Below are 14808 nucleotides of genomic sequence, written 5' to 3'. Positions count from 1 at the left end.
GCTTAGCGCTTACGAGGCTGTTCTGCCATGACCGATAAAGACGTAGAAGTAAAGGCGCCAAAGATCGAATTTCCTGTGACGGATTATCCCGTCAAGGTGATCAGCGATACCGGTGTCGGCCGCAAGGACAAGATTCTCGAGATCGTCAGGAAGCACGCGACGATCAACGACAACCGCGTGGACGAGCGCCAAAGTTCCACCGGCAAGTACACCACGATCCAGTTGCACATCGTTGCGACCGATCAAGACCAGCTCTACAACATCAACAGCGAACTGCGAGCCACCGGCTTCGTGCATATGGTGCTGTGATGTCGCAAGTCCTGGGCTTTCGCGAGCTCGGCCGGATGGCATACGAGCCGGTCTGGCATGCCATGCAGCGCTTTACCAATGAGCGCGGCACTTCGGCCCCGGATGAAATCTGGCTGGTAGAACACCCGCCGGTATTCACCCAGGGCCAGGCCGGCAAGGCCGAACACTTGCTGCTGCCGGGTGATATTCCGGTGGTGCAGGTCGACCGAGGGGGTCAAGTGACTTACCATGGGCCCGGTCAACTGGTGGCTTACCTGCTGCTGGACGTGCGCAAGCTGGGGTTTGGCGTGCGCGACCTGGTCAGCCGTATGGAGACGTGCCTGATCGAGCTGTTGGCCAGTTACGGCGTGACCGCCGTGGCCAAGCCCGATGCACCGGGTGTATACGTGGATGGCGCGAAAATCGCCTCCCTGGGGCTGCGCATTCGCCACGGTTGTTCCTTTCATGGCCTGGCCTTGAATGTGGACATGGACCTGGCGCCGTTCCGACGGATCAACCCGTGCGGTTACGCCGGGCTTGCGATGACCCAGTTGAGTGACCATGCAACATCCATAGAATTTGCCGAGGTAAGTGCCCGGCTGCGCGCGCAGCTCGTCAAACACCTCGACTATGCAGAGCAGACGACCCTGACGGGCGGAATCGATTGATATGACTACTGATGTTGTGCAAACCATGATCCCGACGCTGGACATCACTGAGCGTCCAGCCCCGGCCCCGCGTGCCAAGGTGGAAGCCGGCGTCAAGCTGCGCGGCGCCGAGAAGGTTGCACGCATCCCGGTCAAGATCATCCCGACCACCGAACTGCCGAAGAAACCTGACTGGATTCGCGTGCGCATCCCGGTTTCGCCGGAAGTCGACCGTATCAAGTCGCTGCTGCGCAAACACAAGTTGCACAGCGTATGCGAAGAAGCCTCCTGCCCGAACCTGGGCGAGTGCTTCTCTGGCGGCACCGCCACCTTCATGATCATGGGTGACATCTGCACCCGTCGCTGCCCGTTCTGCGACGTCGGCCACGGCCGTCCGAAGCCGTTGGACGTCAATGAGCCAGAAAGCCTGGCCATCGCCATCGCCGACCTGAAGCTCAAGTATGTGGTGATCACCTCGGTAGACCGCGACGACCTGCGTGACGGTGGTGCCCAGCACTTTGCCGACTGCATCCGCGAGATCCGCAAGCTGTCGCCGAACGTGATGCTCGAAACCCTGGTGCCGGACTACCGTGGCCGGATGGACGTCGCCCTGGACATCACCGCTGCCGAGCCGCCGGATGTGTTCAACCACAACCTGGAAACCGTGCCGCGCCTGTACAAGGCGGCGCGCCCGGGTTCGGACTACCAGTGGTCGCTGACCCTGCTGCAGAAATTCAAGCAGATGATGCCGCACATCCCGACCAAGTCCGGCTTGATGCTGGGCCTGGGTGAAACCGACGAAGAAGTCATCGAAGTCATGAAGCGCATGCGCGAACACGACATCGACATGCTGACCCTGGGCCAGTACCTGCAACCGTCCCGCAGCCACTTGCCGGTGCAGCGCTTCGTGCACCCGGACACCTTCGCCTGGTTCGCCGAGGAAGGCTACAAGATGGGCTTCAAGAACGTGGCCTCGGGCCCGTTGGTGCGGTCTTCGTATCACGCCGATGAGCAGGCCAAGCTGGTCAAGGCGAGCCTGGTTTCGTAAGCCGCTCCAGAGTCAATGTGAAATGCGGGCTTGTGTGGGAGCTGGCTTGCCTGCGATAGCATCACCTCGGTGTCACTGATACACCGAGGCGCTTGCATCGCAGGCGAGCCAGCTCCCACATTTCGTTCTGCGTCATATAGGGAGAACCATGGATGACCGCCGCCGTACCTGCACTGCGCCCCGAAGGCACCCTCGGCCTGATCGCCCCCGCCGGCCCCGCCGCGCTGGATGTTGAAAAAGCCCGGCAATGGATGCGTGCCCGCGGCTACGACCTGCACATTTTCCCTGGTGTGCACGAGCGCGACGGCTACCTGGCCGGTAGCGATGAAGTGCGCCTGCGCGATTTGCATGCCGCCTTCGCCAACCCCGACATCGATGCCATCCTCTGTCTGCGTGGCGGCTATGGCACGCCCCGTTTGCTCGATGCGCTGGACTTCGACCTGCTGCGCGCCAACCCCAAGCCGTTTGTGGGCTACAGCGATATCACCGCCTTGCACCTGGCCATCAACCGCTATGCCGGCTTCGTGACGTTCCACGGGCCCATGCTCAATGCCGACCTGCTCGGTGGCAAACAGCCGCCCACCGAATCCTCCTTGTTCAGCCTGCTGCGTGGCCAACGGGGCGCCGGCAGTGTGCTGCCGCACCCGATGGCCTACCCGCTGACCACAATCGAGCCGGGTGTGGCTTGTGGGCGCTTGCTGGGCGGTAACTTGTCGATGATCGCCGCGGTCATGGGCACGCCTTACGAAATAGACGCTGATGGCATCATCCTGTTTATCGAAGACGTCAACGAACCGCTCTATCGCATCGACCGCCTGCTGACCCACCTGCGCCTGGCTGGCAAGCTGGCTCAAGTCGCTGGCGTGTTGGTAGGGGACGTGGCCGGTGTGGATAGCGCGGCATTGGCGCGTCTGCTGAAGCAGACCTTTGAGCCGCTGTGCATTCCAGTGCTGGCAGGCTGGCGCAGTGGGCATTGCGACCCGAACCTGACATTGCCGATGGGCGCCTTGGTGCGCCTGGATGCGGGGGAGCAGCGGGTGGTGTTGGAGCAGGATGTAGTGTTCAAGGCCTGATCGTTCCCACGCTCTGCGTGGGAATTCCTCCAGTGACGCTCTGCGTCACCCTCTTCAGTCGCCGACGCGGAGCGTCCAAGGCAGCGCTCCCACGCAGAGCGTGGGAGCGATCACTTCAGCGGTTCTGCAGCGACTTCAGCAACTTCACCGTCGGATACCCATCCGCCGGCCAGCCCAACGCCTGCTGTGCAGCCCGAATCGCCTTGCGCGTGTTGGCGCCAATAATCCCGTCGGCATTACCCGCGTCATACCCCTTGGCGCTGAGCGCCGTCTGCAGGTCAATGCGTTGCGAACGGCTCAGCGGCAGCTCATCCTTTGGCCAACTGCCCCGAATCACACCGCCACCGCCAAACCGCTCGGACAGCAAGCCAACCGCCAGTGCATAAGACGACGAATTGTTGTACTTGAGGATCGCGCGGAAGTTATCCAGCACCAGGAACGCCGGGCCACGGTAGCCGGCCGGCAGCAGCAGGGCGGCGGACAGCTGGTCGACATTGGCCGGCAGGCTCACGCCAGGCGGCAGTTGGATGCCCAGTTGCAGCCATTGCGCCACGGTCTTGCGCACGCCGCCATCGGCCAGGCTGTAGTCGAAGCCAGACGGCAGCGGCTGCACTTCAACGCCCCATGGCTGGCCTTTCTGCCAGCCGGAGCTTTGCAGGTAATGCGCCGTGGAGGCGAGGGCGTCGGACGGGCTGTTCCAGATATCGCGGCGACCGTCACCGTCGAAGTCCACGGCATGGGTGTTGTAGGTGGTCGGGATGAACTGGGTCTGGCCCATCGCCCCGGCCCAGGAACCTTTCATCTGGTCGGCCTGAATATCGCCATGCTGGATGATTTGCAGCGCTGCCAGCAACTGCGCTTGCGCAAAGGCCGGACGACGTCCTTCATAGGCCAGGGTGGCCAGGGAGCGGATCACCGAGTTATTGCCCTGGAAAGCGCCGAAGTTGCTCTCCATGCCCCACACCGAGACCAGCGCCTGGCGGTCGACGCCATAGCGTTGCTCGATGCTTTGCAGAATATCGGCGTACTTGACCAGCAGTGCCTGGCCATTGCGCACGCGCACCGGCGACAGTGCACCGTCGAGGTATTCCCACACCGGGCGAGAAAATTCCGGTTGGCTGCGGTCGGCGCGAATCACCGCCATATCAGGGGTAACGCCGGCAAAAGCGTTATCGAACACGGCCGCAGTGATCCCGGCTTGCAGCGCTTGAGCACGGAAGCCAGCTTGCCATTCGGCAAAGGTCTGGGTCGGCTGGATATCGAGATTGTCCACCGCCAACGGGGCCACCACGGCAGGCGCGATAGCCGGGGCCGTCTGGAGCTTGGGCAGGGGTTGAGCGTCCGCAGCGGTAGGTTTTTCGGCGCAGGCGACGAGCAGAATGAGGCTGGAGGCAGCGATCAATTGGCGTAGGTGCCAATGACGAGAAAGACGAGAGGGCATGCACAGGTCCAGGGGGTTACAAATCAGGTACAGACCTTATCATGCCAGAGGGGCGCTTGCCTTCAGGCAGCCAGAAAGTAAGAAGCCTCCCAGCTATTAGACTGGAAGGCTTCGCGGCGGTAGCTGCCTTTGCCCTTGCCGGCGCGTTCCTGACGGCTGCGGAACAGTGGCTGGGCGATGATGGATTTGGCTTTGTTGGGGCCATGCTTGGATGGCTTTTTGCTCATGATGGATTCTCTCGCTTGGGGGTGGAATGCAGCGGTGCAAATCATCTGCCGAAGTGGGCCGGCTGTAAAGCCCGTCGATAGGTGGGAAATGTCGCAAATAAGCAGTGGGCAGAGTCAATGTGGGAGCTGGCTTGCCTGCGATGGCGGTGGGTCAGTTGGCACAAAGGGCACTGATACACCGCCATCGCAGGCAAGCCAGCTCCCACAGGGTTTTGTGCTGTTGTACAGAAGGGTTTATTCGGCAGGCAACGCCAGGCGCTGGCCGGCCATCAACAGCGACAGACGGCTCAGGCTCATCCACGGCGAGCCGGCCGCCTGGCCTTTGATCTGTGCATCGATGCGCTGCGCTTCCAGCAACAGTTGCGCCCAGCGTTGCGCCGAGTGCCGTTGCAGGGCTTTGCTCATCAGGGGTTTGCGCTTGTCCCACACCGGTGGCCGGGCCTGGCTGAAGCATTTGTCCAGCGGTGTGCCCTGGCTGTATTGCAGCGCAATGTTCGCCAACACGCGCAGCTCACGGGCCAGGGCCCAGAGAATCACCGGCGGTTCCACCCCTTCGCCGCGCAGGCCTTCAAGCATGCGCAGGGCGTGGGCGGGCTCGCCGTTGAGGATGGCGTCCACCAGGCCGAACACATCAAAGCGCGCGCTATCGGCCACTGCGCCTTGCACGGTTTCGACGGTGATCTGCCCGTCTTCGGCCATCAGCTTGAGCTTTTCGATCTCCTGGGCGGCGGCAAGCAGGTTGCCCTCGACCCGAGCGGCGATCAGCTCCACGGCATCCTGTGTCGCAGCGAGACCTGATTGAGACAGGCGCTGACGAATCCACTGCGGCAACTGGTTGCTGTCCACCGGCCAGATCTGGATGAACTGAGTCTGTGGACCTTCAACCAGAGCCTTGCCCCACTTGGTTTTCTGCGCGCTGCCGTCGAGCTTGGGCAGACTGACCAGCAACACAGTGTCTTCGGCGGGACGCGAGCAGTATTCCATCAAGGCCGCCGCGCCTTTATCGCCCGGCTTGCCCGAGGGCAGGCGCAGTTCCAGCAGGCGTTTCTCGGCAAACAGCGACATGCTCGCGCCAGCTTGCAGCAGGGTGCCCCAGTCGAAACTGGCGTCGGCGCTGAACACCTGGCGTTCATCGAAGCCTTGCTGGCGTGCGGCGGTGCGGATAGCGTCAGCTGCTTCCTGGCACAGCAGCGGGTCGTCGCCGCTGACGATGTACACAGGCGCAAGGCCACCTTGCAGGTGCTTGGCGAGTTGGGCGGGGGCAAGTTTCATAGGCGGGGCGAACGGGGCGCCAGGGGCGCCCCGTCTGGCTTACTCGACAGGGACTTCAACAGGCGACTGTTTCGGTGTGTTGTCTTCATATTCCTGCGCGGCTTTCAGGGCGTCGGCGTCAGCCTTGGCCTTGTTGTCGGCAACTTGCTGCAGCTCAGCCAGTTTTTCCGGCGTGAGCATTTGCAGGCGAGTCATCATGCGCTGGATCAGCTCACGACGCATTTCCTTGCGCACCTGGATGGTCTCGGAGTCCGAACCCACCAGGTTGTTGCCATCGTGGCTCACCACTTTCTGCACCTGGATCTTGTCACCCATCAACGGCAACTGATCACGGCCTTGTATTTCGAACATCAGCGCCGTGTTCAACTCGACGTCGGACGCACGGCCAGCACTGGCGTAGCTGATATTGCGCTGGGTTTCTCGCTCATCCGTCAGGATCAGTTTGTAGGTTGCGCCGTTGTACACGTGCACACCGCTGTTTTCCAGGGTCTGGCGCAGCTGGGTGACGGTTTCGCCGTAGGCGTTGCGGGCGCTGACGTCGAGTTCCTTGAGCGACAGCTCATTGGTGCCGGTGCCGCGCAGCTGGAAGCCGCAAGCGCTCAACAGCACGGCAAGGCCCATAACCAGCAGATTGCGTTTGATCATTTTGTTGCTCCCCTTGAAACCAGGTGGGCCTTATCGGGCCCTAAAGGTTTAGTTCGGCGCGGGGCCAAGCCCCGCGCCCGATCCGATTTAGCTGGCGACGATATTGACCAGTTTGCCGGGTACCACGATCACCTTGCGGATGGTCAGGCCTTCGGTAAAGCGCAGCACGTTCTCATTGATACGTGCAGCTGCTTCAACCTCTTCACGGCTGGCGCTGGCCGGCATGTCGATCTGGCCACGCAGTTTACCGTTAACCTGGATGACCAGTTGCAGCGTGTCCTGTACCAGGGCGCTGTCATCCTGCACCGGCCAGGCGGCATCGATGACGGCACCGCTGTGGCCCAGACGGCTCCACAGTTCATGGCTGATGTGCGGCGTGATCGGCGCGAGCAACAGGGTAACTGTTTCCAGGCCTTCCTGGATCAGCGCACGGTCTTGTTCGGTCGCCTGCGAGGCTTTTTCCAGCACGTTCATCAGCGTCATCACCTGGGCGATGGCGGTGTTGAATTTGTGGTTCTGCCCAACGTCCTGGCTGGCCTGGCGGATAGCCAGGTGGATGCTGCGGCGAACGGCTTTCTGCTCGTCGTTCAACGCGCCGATATCCAGCTTGCCCGGCAGGCCCTGGCTGACATGAGCGTGGGCCAGGCGCCAGACACGCTTGAGGAAACGGTGCGAGCCTTCGACGCCCGAGTCGGACCATTCGGCGCTCATGTCAGGCGGCGAGGCGAACATCATGAACAGGCGGCAGGTGTCGGCGCCGAACTGATCGATCATCGACTGTGGGTCGACGCCGTTGTTCTTGGACTTGGCCATCTTCTCGGTGCCACCGATTTCCACCGGCAGGCCGTCGGCTTTCAGCTTCGCGCTGATGACCTTGGCCTTGCTGTCACGCTCAAGCTCGACATCCGCCGGGTTGAACCAGGTGTAGGCGCCATTGGCTTCGCGGCGATAGTAAGTGTCGGCGATCACCATGCCCTGGGTCAGCAGGTTCTTGAATGGCTCATCGGAGCTCACCAGGCCTTCGTCACGCATCAGCTTGTGGAAGAAGCGCGCGTACAGCAGGTGGAGGATGGCGTGTTCGATGCCACCGATGTACTGATCCACTGGCAACCAATGGTCGGCTGCGGATTTCTCCACCAGGCCGCCTTCATAGTGCGGCGAGGCATAACGAGCGTAATACCACGAGGACTCGACGAAGGTGTCCATGGTGTCGGTTTCACGCTTGGCCGGCGCGCCGCATTTAGGGCAGCTGCACTCGTAGAACTCGGGCATGCGCGCCAACGGCGAGCCAGCACCATCCGGCACCACGTCTTCTGGCAGCACGACCGGCAGTTGGTCTTCCGGTACCGGCACGTCACCGCAGGCTTGGCAGTGGATGATCGGGATCGGGCAACCCCAGTAGCGCTGGCGGCTGATGCCCCAGTCACGCAGGCGGAACTGGGTGCGCGAGGCACCGAGGTTTTTCTTGATCAGGGCCACTTCCATGGCGTCGAACGCGCCCTGGAAGTCCAGGCCGTCGAATTCGCCGGAGTTGATCAGCGTGCCGTGCTCGCCGTAGGCGTCTTGCCACGGAGCGGGGTTGGTGTCGCCCGAGCTGGTACGCACCACCGACTTGATCGGCAGGCTGTACTTGGTGGCGAATTCGAAATCGCGCTCGTCGTGGGCCGGCACGGCCATGACGGCGCCATCGCCGTAGTGCATCAATACGTAGTTGGCGACCCAAACCGGCAGTTTCTCGCCGGTCAACGGGTGCTCGACGAACAGGCCGGTCGGCAGGCCTTTTTTCTCCTGGGTGGCGACATCGGCTTCGGCCACGCTGCCGCCTTTGCATTCAGCGATGAACGCCTGCAGCTCAGGGTTGTTCTGTGCGGCCTGGGTGGCCAGCGGGTGTTCGGCGGCCACGGCGACGTAGGTCGCGCCCATCAGGGTGTCGGGGCGGGTGGTGAACACCTTGAGTGCGCCGGCTTCGCCGATGGAGTCGACGTTGTACGGGAACTGCACTTCCATGCCCTTGGATTTGCCGATCCAGTTGCGCTGCATGGTCTTGACCTGTTCAGGCCAGCCCGGCAGATCGTCAAGGCTCGATAACAGTTCATCCGCGTAGGCGGTGATCTTGAAGTAGTACATCGGGATTTCGCGCTTTTCGATCAGCGCGCCGGAACGCCAGCCGCGACCGTCGATGACCTGTTCGTTGGCCAGTACGGTCTGGTCGATCGGGTCCCAGTTCACGGTGCCGCTTTTTTTGTAGATCACACCTTTTTCGAACAGGCGCGTGAACAGCCATTGTTCCCAGCGGTAGTAATCCGGCTTGCAGGTGGTGACCTCGCGGGACCAGTCCACCGCCAGGCCCAGGCTGCGCAACTGGGTCTTCATGTAGGCGATGTTTTCGTAGGTCCACTTGGCGGGCGCCACGTTGTTTTTCATCGCGGCGTTTTCTGCCGGCATGCCGAAGGCGTCCCAACCCATGGGTTGCAGCACGTTCTTGCCGAGCATGCGCTGGTAGCGCGAAATCACGTCGCCGATGGTGTAGTTGCGCACGTGCCCCATGTGTAGCTTGCCGCTGGGGTAAGGGAACATCGATAGGCAGTAGTAAGTCTCCTTGCCTGGCTGTTCACTGACTTCAAAGGACTTTTGCTCGTCCCAGAAGGTTTGGGCGGCATTTTCTATTTCACGGGGCTGATATTGTTCGTGCATGGCTACTTTTGAACTGAATAGGGGTGGCCTAATCCTCTTCGGTGCGTGGTCTGGGTTGTTCGACACCAAGAAGCGGCGCGTCCGTGCCCAAACCCTGCGGGAAGTGGAGTTACAGGAAGCGCCGTAGCATACATGACCCCACTCTATCGAGGGAAACCCTGATTACGCGCCAAGGGCCGTCTGTCGCGGCACCGGGCAGGCGCAGCAACGGGGGCTACGCTGTTTAGTGGGGAGCAAGTATTTCTTCAATGAGGTGAGGGGATGGTTGAATCGCAGCGAACTTTAACGAAACCGCAGTTGTATGAAGGATTGATCGACCGTTTGGGTCGGGCATTGGACGCCGCAAGAACCGCAGGCCGATTGCGTGATGAACGGCCTCTGGAGCTGGAGTTGCGAGGCTTGAGCCTGGCGGAGCTTGAATTGATCAAGAACTATCTGGCGTTGAATCACGACCGCGCCTCCCATGGGCAGGCTTCCCCGCCCGCTCATTCGGCCAAGGTCATCTGGCTCAAAGACCTGGCGACCGGCCGCGGGCCAGAGAACTTCCGCTCCGTGCGGTGCAAGTGAGCCCCGCGTTATCCGTTAGCGTTATCAAAATGTTGTCGGTAAGGATTGTTGCAAAACCCCGATGCATCTAGGCTTCGGGCATCTTTGGAGATGCCCGATGCCTTTTCGTTATTTCATTAAACAACTGTTGTTGCCGCCCGGTATTTTTCTGCTGTTGTTGGCGTGTGCCTGGTGGTTTCGCCGCAGCCGTCCGCGCCTGGCGGGCTTGTGCTTTGCCCTGGGGCTGGGCGGAATGTGGTTGATAAGCCTGCCAGTGATGGTGCAATGGGGCGCCCGTGCCCTGGAGACAGAGCCGCCTTTGGCCCGGGAAGACTGGGCCACCCTGGCCCAGCGTGCCGATGCGATTGTGGTGCTGGGCTCGGGGCGCGAGCGTGGAGACATTGCGTGGGGCAGCGACCAGCCCACCGGTATTGGCCTGGAACGTGAGCGTTTTGCCGCGCGGCTGGCCAAGGCATCCGGTTTGCCAGTGCTGACCAGCGGCGGCTTGCACTACGGCACGCCGCCCAGTGAGGCCGAGCTGATGGCCGTGTCGATGCAGGATGACTTCGGTGTCACCGTGCGCTGGAAAGAAGAGCGCAGCCGCACTACCTGGGAAAACGCCCAGATGAGCGCCGAGATTTTGTTGCCGCAAGGCATCAAGCGTGTAGTGGTAGTGACCCAGGCCTGGCACATGCCGCGTTCGGTGTGGAGTTTTGAAAAGGCCGGCTTCACCGTGGTGCCGGGGCCGGTGGGCTTTTTGGGTGTCGACCATGGCCGACCGCTGGGTGGCTGGATGCCGGAGGTCAAGGCGGTGTGGCAAAGCGGGCAGTTGATCAATGAAGCGGTGGGGCAGGTGGGGTATCGGTTGTTCTACCGATAGGTGCAACACAGGAGATCAAATGTAGGAGCTGGCTTGCCTGCGATGGCGGTGGGTCAGTGAGCACTCAGGGCACTGATACACCGCCATCGCAGGCAAGCCAGCTCCCACAGGTCAGACCGTTTTGGCCATCCGAGCCGCCAACAGCGCCCAGCCAAAGAGCAGCACACACACAATGATCAACGGCCACGAACGCCATTGCAGGTACGGCGTGAGGTTATGCATCGGCACCACTTCCCCATAGAGAATGCCACGCTCGAACTGCGGGATCTGCGCGGTGATCTGCCCAAACGGGTTGATCAGCCCGGTCACGCCGTTGTTGGTGGCGCGGATCATCCAGCGGCCAGCCTCCAACGCACGCATTTGCGCCATTTGCAGGTGCTGCAGCGGGCCGATGGAGCGGCCGAACCAGGTGTCGTTGCTGATGGTCAGCAGCAGGTCGCTCTGGGCCGACAGGCCGGCGGCAAATTCGGGGTACACCACTTCATAGCAAATGAACGGCGCAATCTGATAACCCTTGGCCTGCAGCATGGCCTGGTCAGAAGGGCCGCGGGCGAAGTCCGACATGGGCAGGTCGAAGAAGGCAATCAGCCCGCGCAGCATGTCCTGCAGCGGCACGTACTCGCCAAACGGCACCAGTTTTTGCTTGAGGTAGGTGCCGTCGCCTTCGCCGACCACGGTGATGCCGTTGAAGTAGCGCTTCTGGTGGTGCACTTCCTGGCGAATCGGTACCCCAGTGATCAACGCGCTGTCCCGGTCGGCGGCAAACTTGCCCATCATGCCCAGGTAGCCCTCCACGGACTCCTTGAGCACCGGCACGGCAGTTTCCGGCCAGACCAGCAGGTCGACGCGCTTGGAACTCAGGCTCATGTCGCGGTACAGCGCCAACTGTGCATTGAGCTGGTCGGGGTCCCACTTCATGCTTTGCTCGACGTTGCCCTGAATCGCAGCCACGCTCAGGGGCGCACCAGACGGCGATGTCCAGGCGTGATGCTTGAGTGCCAGGCCAATCGCCCAGGGCGCAACCAGCAATAACAGGCCCGCGCCGATAAAGGCATTGCGCTTGCTGGCCAGCAGGCGCGGCAGGTTGCACAGCAATGCGGCAGTGAGCGCGAGGGCGAAGGAAATCAGCCACATCCCACCCAATGGCGCGAGGCCGGTCAACGGCCCATCGAGTTGACTGTAACCGGAGTACAACCACGGGAAACCGGTAAGGAACCAGCCACGAAAGGCTTCCTGGCCGACCCACAACGCGGCGAACGTCAATGCATCCGCCAGTGGTGCTTCGTTACGGCGCAACCAGCGCGCCCATAGCCAGGCGGGCAGGGCAAAGAACCAGGCGATGGCGGCGGTGAACAGCAGCATCAGGAACCCCGCCAGCAGCACCGAAGCGCCGCCGAAGTGGTGGATGCTGTAGTAGATCCAACTGGTGCCGGCACCAAACAGGCCGAAGCCGAAACACCAGCCACGGCCCAGGGCCTGGCGGGGTGTCAGCTCCCGCAGGCCGATATAGAACAGGCCGACCGCTACCAGCGCCAACGGCCAGATATCGAACGGCGCCAGCGCCAGGGTTGTGATGGCGCCGGCCACCACGGCCAGCAAGTTACCGGGCCAGCCGGGTGAGGTGAGACGGCGCATGTCAGTCCTTAGCGGGCGATGGGTGTCAAACGGATCAGATGGATACGACGGCTATCAGCATTGAGGATGCGGAAGCGATAGGCGCCGATCTCGGTGGTTTCATTACGCTTGGGCAGGTGCCCGAACGCACTCATCACCAGGCCGCCGACGGTGTCGAACTCATCGTCCGAAAACTCGCTGTCGAAGAACTCGTTGAAGTTTTCGATGGGCGTCAGTGCCTTGATCAGGAAGTCACCGCTGGGCAGCGGCTTGATGTAGCTGTCTTCTTCGACGTCGTGCTCGTCTTCGATGTCGCCGACGATCTGCTCCAGCACGTCCTCGATGGTGACCAGGCCGGCCACGCCGCCGTATTCGTCAATCACAATGGCCATGTGATTGTGGTTGGCGCGGAACTCGCGCAGCAGCACATTCAGGCGCTTGGACTCGGGCACGAAGGTGGCCGGGCGCAGCAGGTCCTTGATGTTGAAGCTGTCGCCATTCTCCTTGAGGATCAACGGCAGCAGGTCCTTGGCCAGCAGGACACCCATGACGTCGTCATGGCTTTCACCGATCACCGGGTAGCGCGAATGCGCCGAGTCGATCACGGCCGGGAGGAATTCCCGTGGGGTCTGGGTCGCCTTGATGCTGATCATCTGCGAGCGCGGGACCATGATGTCACGTACTTGCAGGTCAGCCACCTGGATGGCGCCCTCGACGATGGCCAGCGCTTCGCTGTCCAGCAACTTGTTCTGGTGTGCATCGCGCAGCAGCTCCAAGAGCTCCTGGCGGTTTTTCGGCTCGTGGGCAAAAGCCTGGGTCAGTTTACCCAGCCATGACTTCTGCCCGTTGCTCGATCGGTCTTCGCTCATAGCGATTACTCTAAATCCTTTGATATGACAGTTGAGTGTTGATCAGCTTTCGTCGTCTGCATATGGGTCGCGGTGACCCAGTTCTGCAAGCAACGTTCGTTCCAGTGCTTCCATTTCCTCGGCTTCGTCATCGTCTATATGGTCGTAACCCAAGAGATGCAAGCAGCCGTGGATGACTAGATGGGCCCAATGGGCCTCAAGTTCCTTGCCTTGTTCCGCCGCTTCTCGCTCGACCACCGCGACGCAGATCACCAGGTCGCCCAACAGCGGGATATCCAGCAATTCGTCGGGCACGTCGGCGGGGAAGGACAGCACGTTGGTCGCGTAGTCTTTCTGGCGCCAGGTGTGGTTCAGCTCACGGCCTTCGGCCTCGTCCACCAGACGAATGGTCAGCTCCGAGTCAGCGGTGCGCTGGCGCAAAGCCAGTTCACACCATTGGCGGAACTGGGCTTCGCTGGGGGCGGGCGCGTCGGTGGCCAGTTGCAGGTCTAGCTCAAGCATCGTGGCGAGCGTCCTTGGCGGGCGCGTCGTCGCGGTGTTCGAAACGCTCATAGGCTTCGACAATGCGCTGCACCAGCGGGTGGCGCACCACGTCCTTGGGCATGAAGTGCGTGAAGCTGATACCCGGCACGTCCTTGAGCACCTCGATCACCTGGCCCAGGCCCGACTTGGTGCCCTTGGGCAGGTCGACCTGGGTGATGTCGCCCGTGATCACGGCAGTGGAGCCGAAACCGATACGGGTGAGGAACATCTTCATTTGCTCGACGGTGGTGTTCTGGCTTTCGTCGAGAATGATGAAGCTGTTGTTGAGCGTACGGCCACGCATGTAGGCCAGCGGGGCGATCTCGATCACCTGGCGCTCGATCAGCTTGGCCACGTATTCAAAACCGAGCATCTCGTACAGCGCATCGTAGAGCGGGCGCAGGTACGGGTCGATCTTCTGGGCCAGATCGCCGGGCAGGAAACCGAGCTTTTCGCCGGCCTCGACCGCTGGGCGCACCAGCAGGATACGCCGCACTTGCTCGCGTTCCAGGGCGTCGACGGCGCAGGCCACCGCGAGGTAGGTCTTGCCGGTACCGGCCGGGCCGATGCCGAAGTTGATGTCGTTGCCGAGGATTTCCTTGACGTACTTCTGCTGATTCAAGCCGCGTGGGCGAATCATGCCTTTTTTGGTACGCAAGGCCACGCTGGCTTCGGCCACCGGGTTATTGGCCAGGTCTTCCACAGCCGACTCCTGCAGGTACAGGTGCACGGTCTCCGGCGACAGCTCGCTACCCTTGGTTTCGCGGTAGAGAAGGCGCAGCAGGTTTTCTGCAGACGTGGTGTGTTGGGGTTCACCAATAAGCTCGAACTGATTGCCGCGGTTGCGGATCTCGATGCTCAGGCGTTGTTCGATCAGGCGCAGGTGCTCGTCGAACTGTCCGCACAGGTTGGCGAAACGGCGAGCCTCAAACGGCTCGAGGATAAAACGATGGGGTTCTGCTATGGGTGCGTTCAAGGTTGCTTTTAGCCGCCCTTTGGCTGATGAGGTGAGAGAGAGAATAACGCCAGGCGCTGGTGTGCG

At 61.6% G+C, this 14808-nt stretch carries 15 protein-coding genes; 6 read left to right on the top strand and 9 right to left on the bottom strand.

Annotated features, from left to right (window positions below; all coding sequences use genetic code 11):
- The first annotated feature begins 27 nt into the window (after positions 1-27).
- From HBO10_RS20980 to HBO10_RS20965, 4 genes are all read left to right on the top strand, one after another.
- Positions 28-309 (top strand): DUF493 domain-containing protein, encoded by a 282-nt coding sequence (locus HBO10_RS20980; RefSeq protein WP_005791752.1) that lies wholly within the window; start codon positions 28-30, stop codon positions 307-309.
- Positions 309-956: a lipoyl(octanoyl) transferase LipB gene (gene lipB / locus HBO10_RS20975; RefSeq protein WP_034126907.1), complete on the top strand. Its 648-nt coding sequence runs from the start codon at positions 309-311 to the stop codon at positions 954-956. The genes HBO10_RS20980 and lipB overlap by 1 nt, the downstream gene beginning before the upstream one ends.
- 25 nt (positions 957-981) lie before the next feature.
- Complete coding sequence (gene lipA, locus HBO10_RS20970; RefSeq protein ID WP_161793230.1) at positions 982-1983, top strand: lipoyl synthase; 1002 nt, start codon at positions 982-984, stop codon at positions 1981-1983.
- Between the two features lie 152 nt (positions 1984-2135).
- A complete protein-coding gene (locus tag HBO10_RS20965) occupies positions 2136-3056 on the top strand; it encodes an LD-carboxypeptidase (protein ID WP_034126908.1) in 921 nt (306 codons plus the stop codon).
- Between the two features lie 115 nt (positions 3057-3171).
- Here the strand turns inward: HBO10_RS20965 and HBO10_RS20960 are convergent, their stop codons facing one another.
- From HBO10_RS20960 to leuS, 5 genes are all read right to left on the bottom strand, one after another.
- Positions 3172-4497, bottom strand: a complete 1326-nt coding sequence (locus tag HBO10_RS20960; protein WP_169922103.1) for a lytic murein transglycosylase — start codon at positions 4495-4497, stop codon at positions 3172-3174.
- Positions 4498-4559: 62 nt separating this feature from the next.
- Complete coding sequence (arfA, locus tag HBO10_RS20955; protein WP_003176285.1) at positions 4560-4724, bottom strand: alternative ribosome rescue factor ArfA; 165 nt, start codon at positions 4722-4724, stop codon at positions 4560-4562.
- A 234-nt stretch (positions 4725-4958) separates the two neighbouring features.
- On the bottom strand, positions 4959-5996 hold the full coding sequence (gene holA, locus HBO10_RS20950; RefSeq protein ID WP_003194456.1) for a DNA polymerase III subunit delta: 1038 nt from the start codon (positions 5994-5996) through the stop codon (positions 4959-4961).
- A 39-nt stretch (positions 5997-6035) separates the two neighbouring features.
- A complete protein-coding gene (gene lptE / locus HBO10_RS20945) occupies positions 6036-6641 on the bottom strand; it encodes an LPS assembly lipoprotein LptE (RefSeq protein ID WP_014720078.1) in 606 nt (201 codons plus the stop codon).
- Positions 6642-6728: 87 nt separating this feature from the next.
- Entirely contained in the window at positions 6729-9335 is a 2607-nt protein-coding gene (leuS, locus tag HBO10_RS20940) for a leucine--tRNA ligase (RefSeq protein WP_034126910.1), read from the bottom strand.
- Positions 9336-9596: 261 nt separating this feature from the next.
- Here leuS and HBO10_RS20935 point away from each other — a divergent pair, with 261 nt between their 5' ends.
- Positions 9597-9902, top strand: coding sequence for a hypothetical protein (locus HBO10_RS20935; RefSeq protein ID WP_034126911.1), 306 nt, complete (start codon positions 9597-9599; stop codon positions 9900-9902).
- Positions 9903-9999: 97 nt separating this feature from the next.
- The gene (locus HBO10_RS20930) at positions 10000-10761 is read left to right on the top strand and encodes a YdcF family protein (protein WP_034126912.1); all 762 of its coding nucleotides are present in this window, start codon (positions 10000-10002) and stop codon (positions 10759-10761) included.
- A gap of 111 nt (positions 10762-10872) precedes the next feature.
- Here HBO10_RS20930 and lnt read toward each other — a convergent pair whose 3' ends face one another.
- From lnt to HBO10_RS20910, 4 genes are read right to left on the bottom strand one after another with little or no spacing between them, the layout of a single operon-like run.
- On the bottom strand, positions 10873-12396 hold the full coding sequence (gene lnt, locus HBO10_RS20925) for an apolipoprotein N-acyltransferase (protein ID WP_034126913.1): 1524 nt from the start codon (positions 12394-12396) through the stop codon (positions 10873-10875).
- Positions 12397-12404: 8 nt separating this feature from the next.
- The gene (locus tag HBO10_RS20920; protein WP_003194444.1) at positions 12405-13244 is read right to left on the bottom strand and encodes an HlyC/CorC family transporter; all 840 of its coding nucleotides are present in this window, start codon (positions 13242-13244) and stop codon (positions 12405-12407) included.
- 42 nt (positions 13245-13286) lie between these two features.
- Positions 13287-13745 (bottom strand): rRNA maturation RNase YbeY, encoded by a 459-nt coding sequence (gene ybeY / locus HBO10_RS20915; protein ID WP_003194442.1) that lies wholly within the window; start codon positions 13743-13745, stop codon positions 13287-13289.
- A complete protein-coding gene (locus tag HBO10_RS20910) occupies positions 13738-14742 on the bottom strand; it encodes a PhoH family protein (RefSeq protein WP_169922102.1) in 1005 nt (334 codons plus the stop codon). The genes ybeY and HBO10_RS20910 overlap by 8 nt, the downstream gene beginning before the upstream one ends.
- Positions 14743-14808 lie beyond the last annotated feature (66 nt).

Origin of the sequence: Pseudomonas sp. WS 5503, from assembly GCF_012985385.1 — a bacterium.
GTDB lineage: Bacteria > Pseudomonadota > Gammaproteobacteria > Pseudomonadales > Pseudomonadaceae > Aquipseudomonas > Aquipseudomonas paracarnis.
Note: the sequence above shows the minus strand (reverse complement) of the source record. Positions and strands in the feature narration are given on the sequence as shown.

What these genes read in the sequence shown, in the direction of transcription:
- lipA (WP_161793230.1), top strand. Translation starts at nt 982, where the DNA reads ATGATCCCGACGCTGGACATCACTGAGCGTCCAGCCCCGGCCCCGCGT.
- lnt (WP_034126913.1), bottom strand. Translation starts at nt 12,396, where the DNA reads ATGCGCCGTCTCACCTCACCCGGCTGGCCCGGTAACTTGCTGGCCGTG.
- lipB (WP_034126907.1), top strand. Translation starts at nt 309, where the DNA reads ATGTCGCAAGTCCTGGGCTTTCGCGAGCTCGGCCGGATGGCATACGAG.
- HBO10_RS20935 (WP_034126911.1), top strand. Translation starts at nt 9,597, where the DNA reads ATGGTTGAATCGCAGCGAACTTTAACGAAACCGCAGTTGTATGAAGGA.
- HBO10_RS20980 (WP_005791752.1), top strand. Translation starts at nt 28, where the DNA reads ATGACCGATAAAGACGTAGAAGTAAAGGCGCCAAAGATCGAATTTCCT.
- HBO10_RS20930 (WP_034126912.1), top strand. Translation starts at nt 10,000, where the DNA reads ATGCCTTTTCGTTATTTCATTAAACAACTGTTGTTGCCGCCCGGTATT.
- arfA (WP_003176285.1), bottom strand. Translation starts at nt 4,724, where the DNA reads ATGAGCAAAAAGCCATCCAAGCATGGCCCCAACAAAGCCAAATCCATC.
- HBO10_RS20965 (WP_034126908.1), top strand. Translation starts at nt 2,136, where the DNA reads ATGACCGCCGCCGTACCTGCACTGCGCCCCGAAGGCACCCTCGGCCTG.
- HBO10_RS20920 (WP_003194444.1), bottom strand. Translation starts at nt 13,244, where the DNA reads ATGAGCGAAGACCGATCGAGCAACGGGCAGAAGTCATGGCTGGGTAAA.
- leuS (WP_034126910.1), bottom strand. Translation starts at nt 9,335, where the DNA reads ATGCACGAACAATATCAGCCCCGTGAAATAGAAAATGCCGCCCAAACC.
- lptE (WP_014720078.1), bottom strand. Translation starts at nt 6,641, where the DNA reads ATGATCAAACGCAATCTGCTGGTTATGGGCCTTGCCGTGCTGTTGAGC.
- holA (WP_003194456.1), bottom strand. Translation starts at nt 5,996, where the DNA reads ATGAAACTTGCCCCCGCCCAACTCGCCAAGCACCTGCAAGGTGGCCTT.
- ybeY (WP_003194442.1), bottom strand. Translation starts at nt 13,745, where the DNA reads ATGCTTGAGCTAGACCTGCAACTGGCCACCGACGCGCCCGCCCCCAGC.
- HBO10_RS20960 (WP_169922103.1), bottom strand. Translation starts at nt 4,497, where the DNA reads ATGCCCTCTCGTCTTTCTCGTCATTGGCACCTACGCCAATTGATCGCT.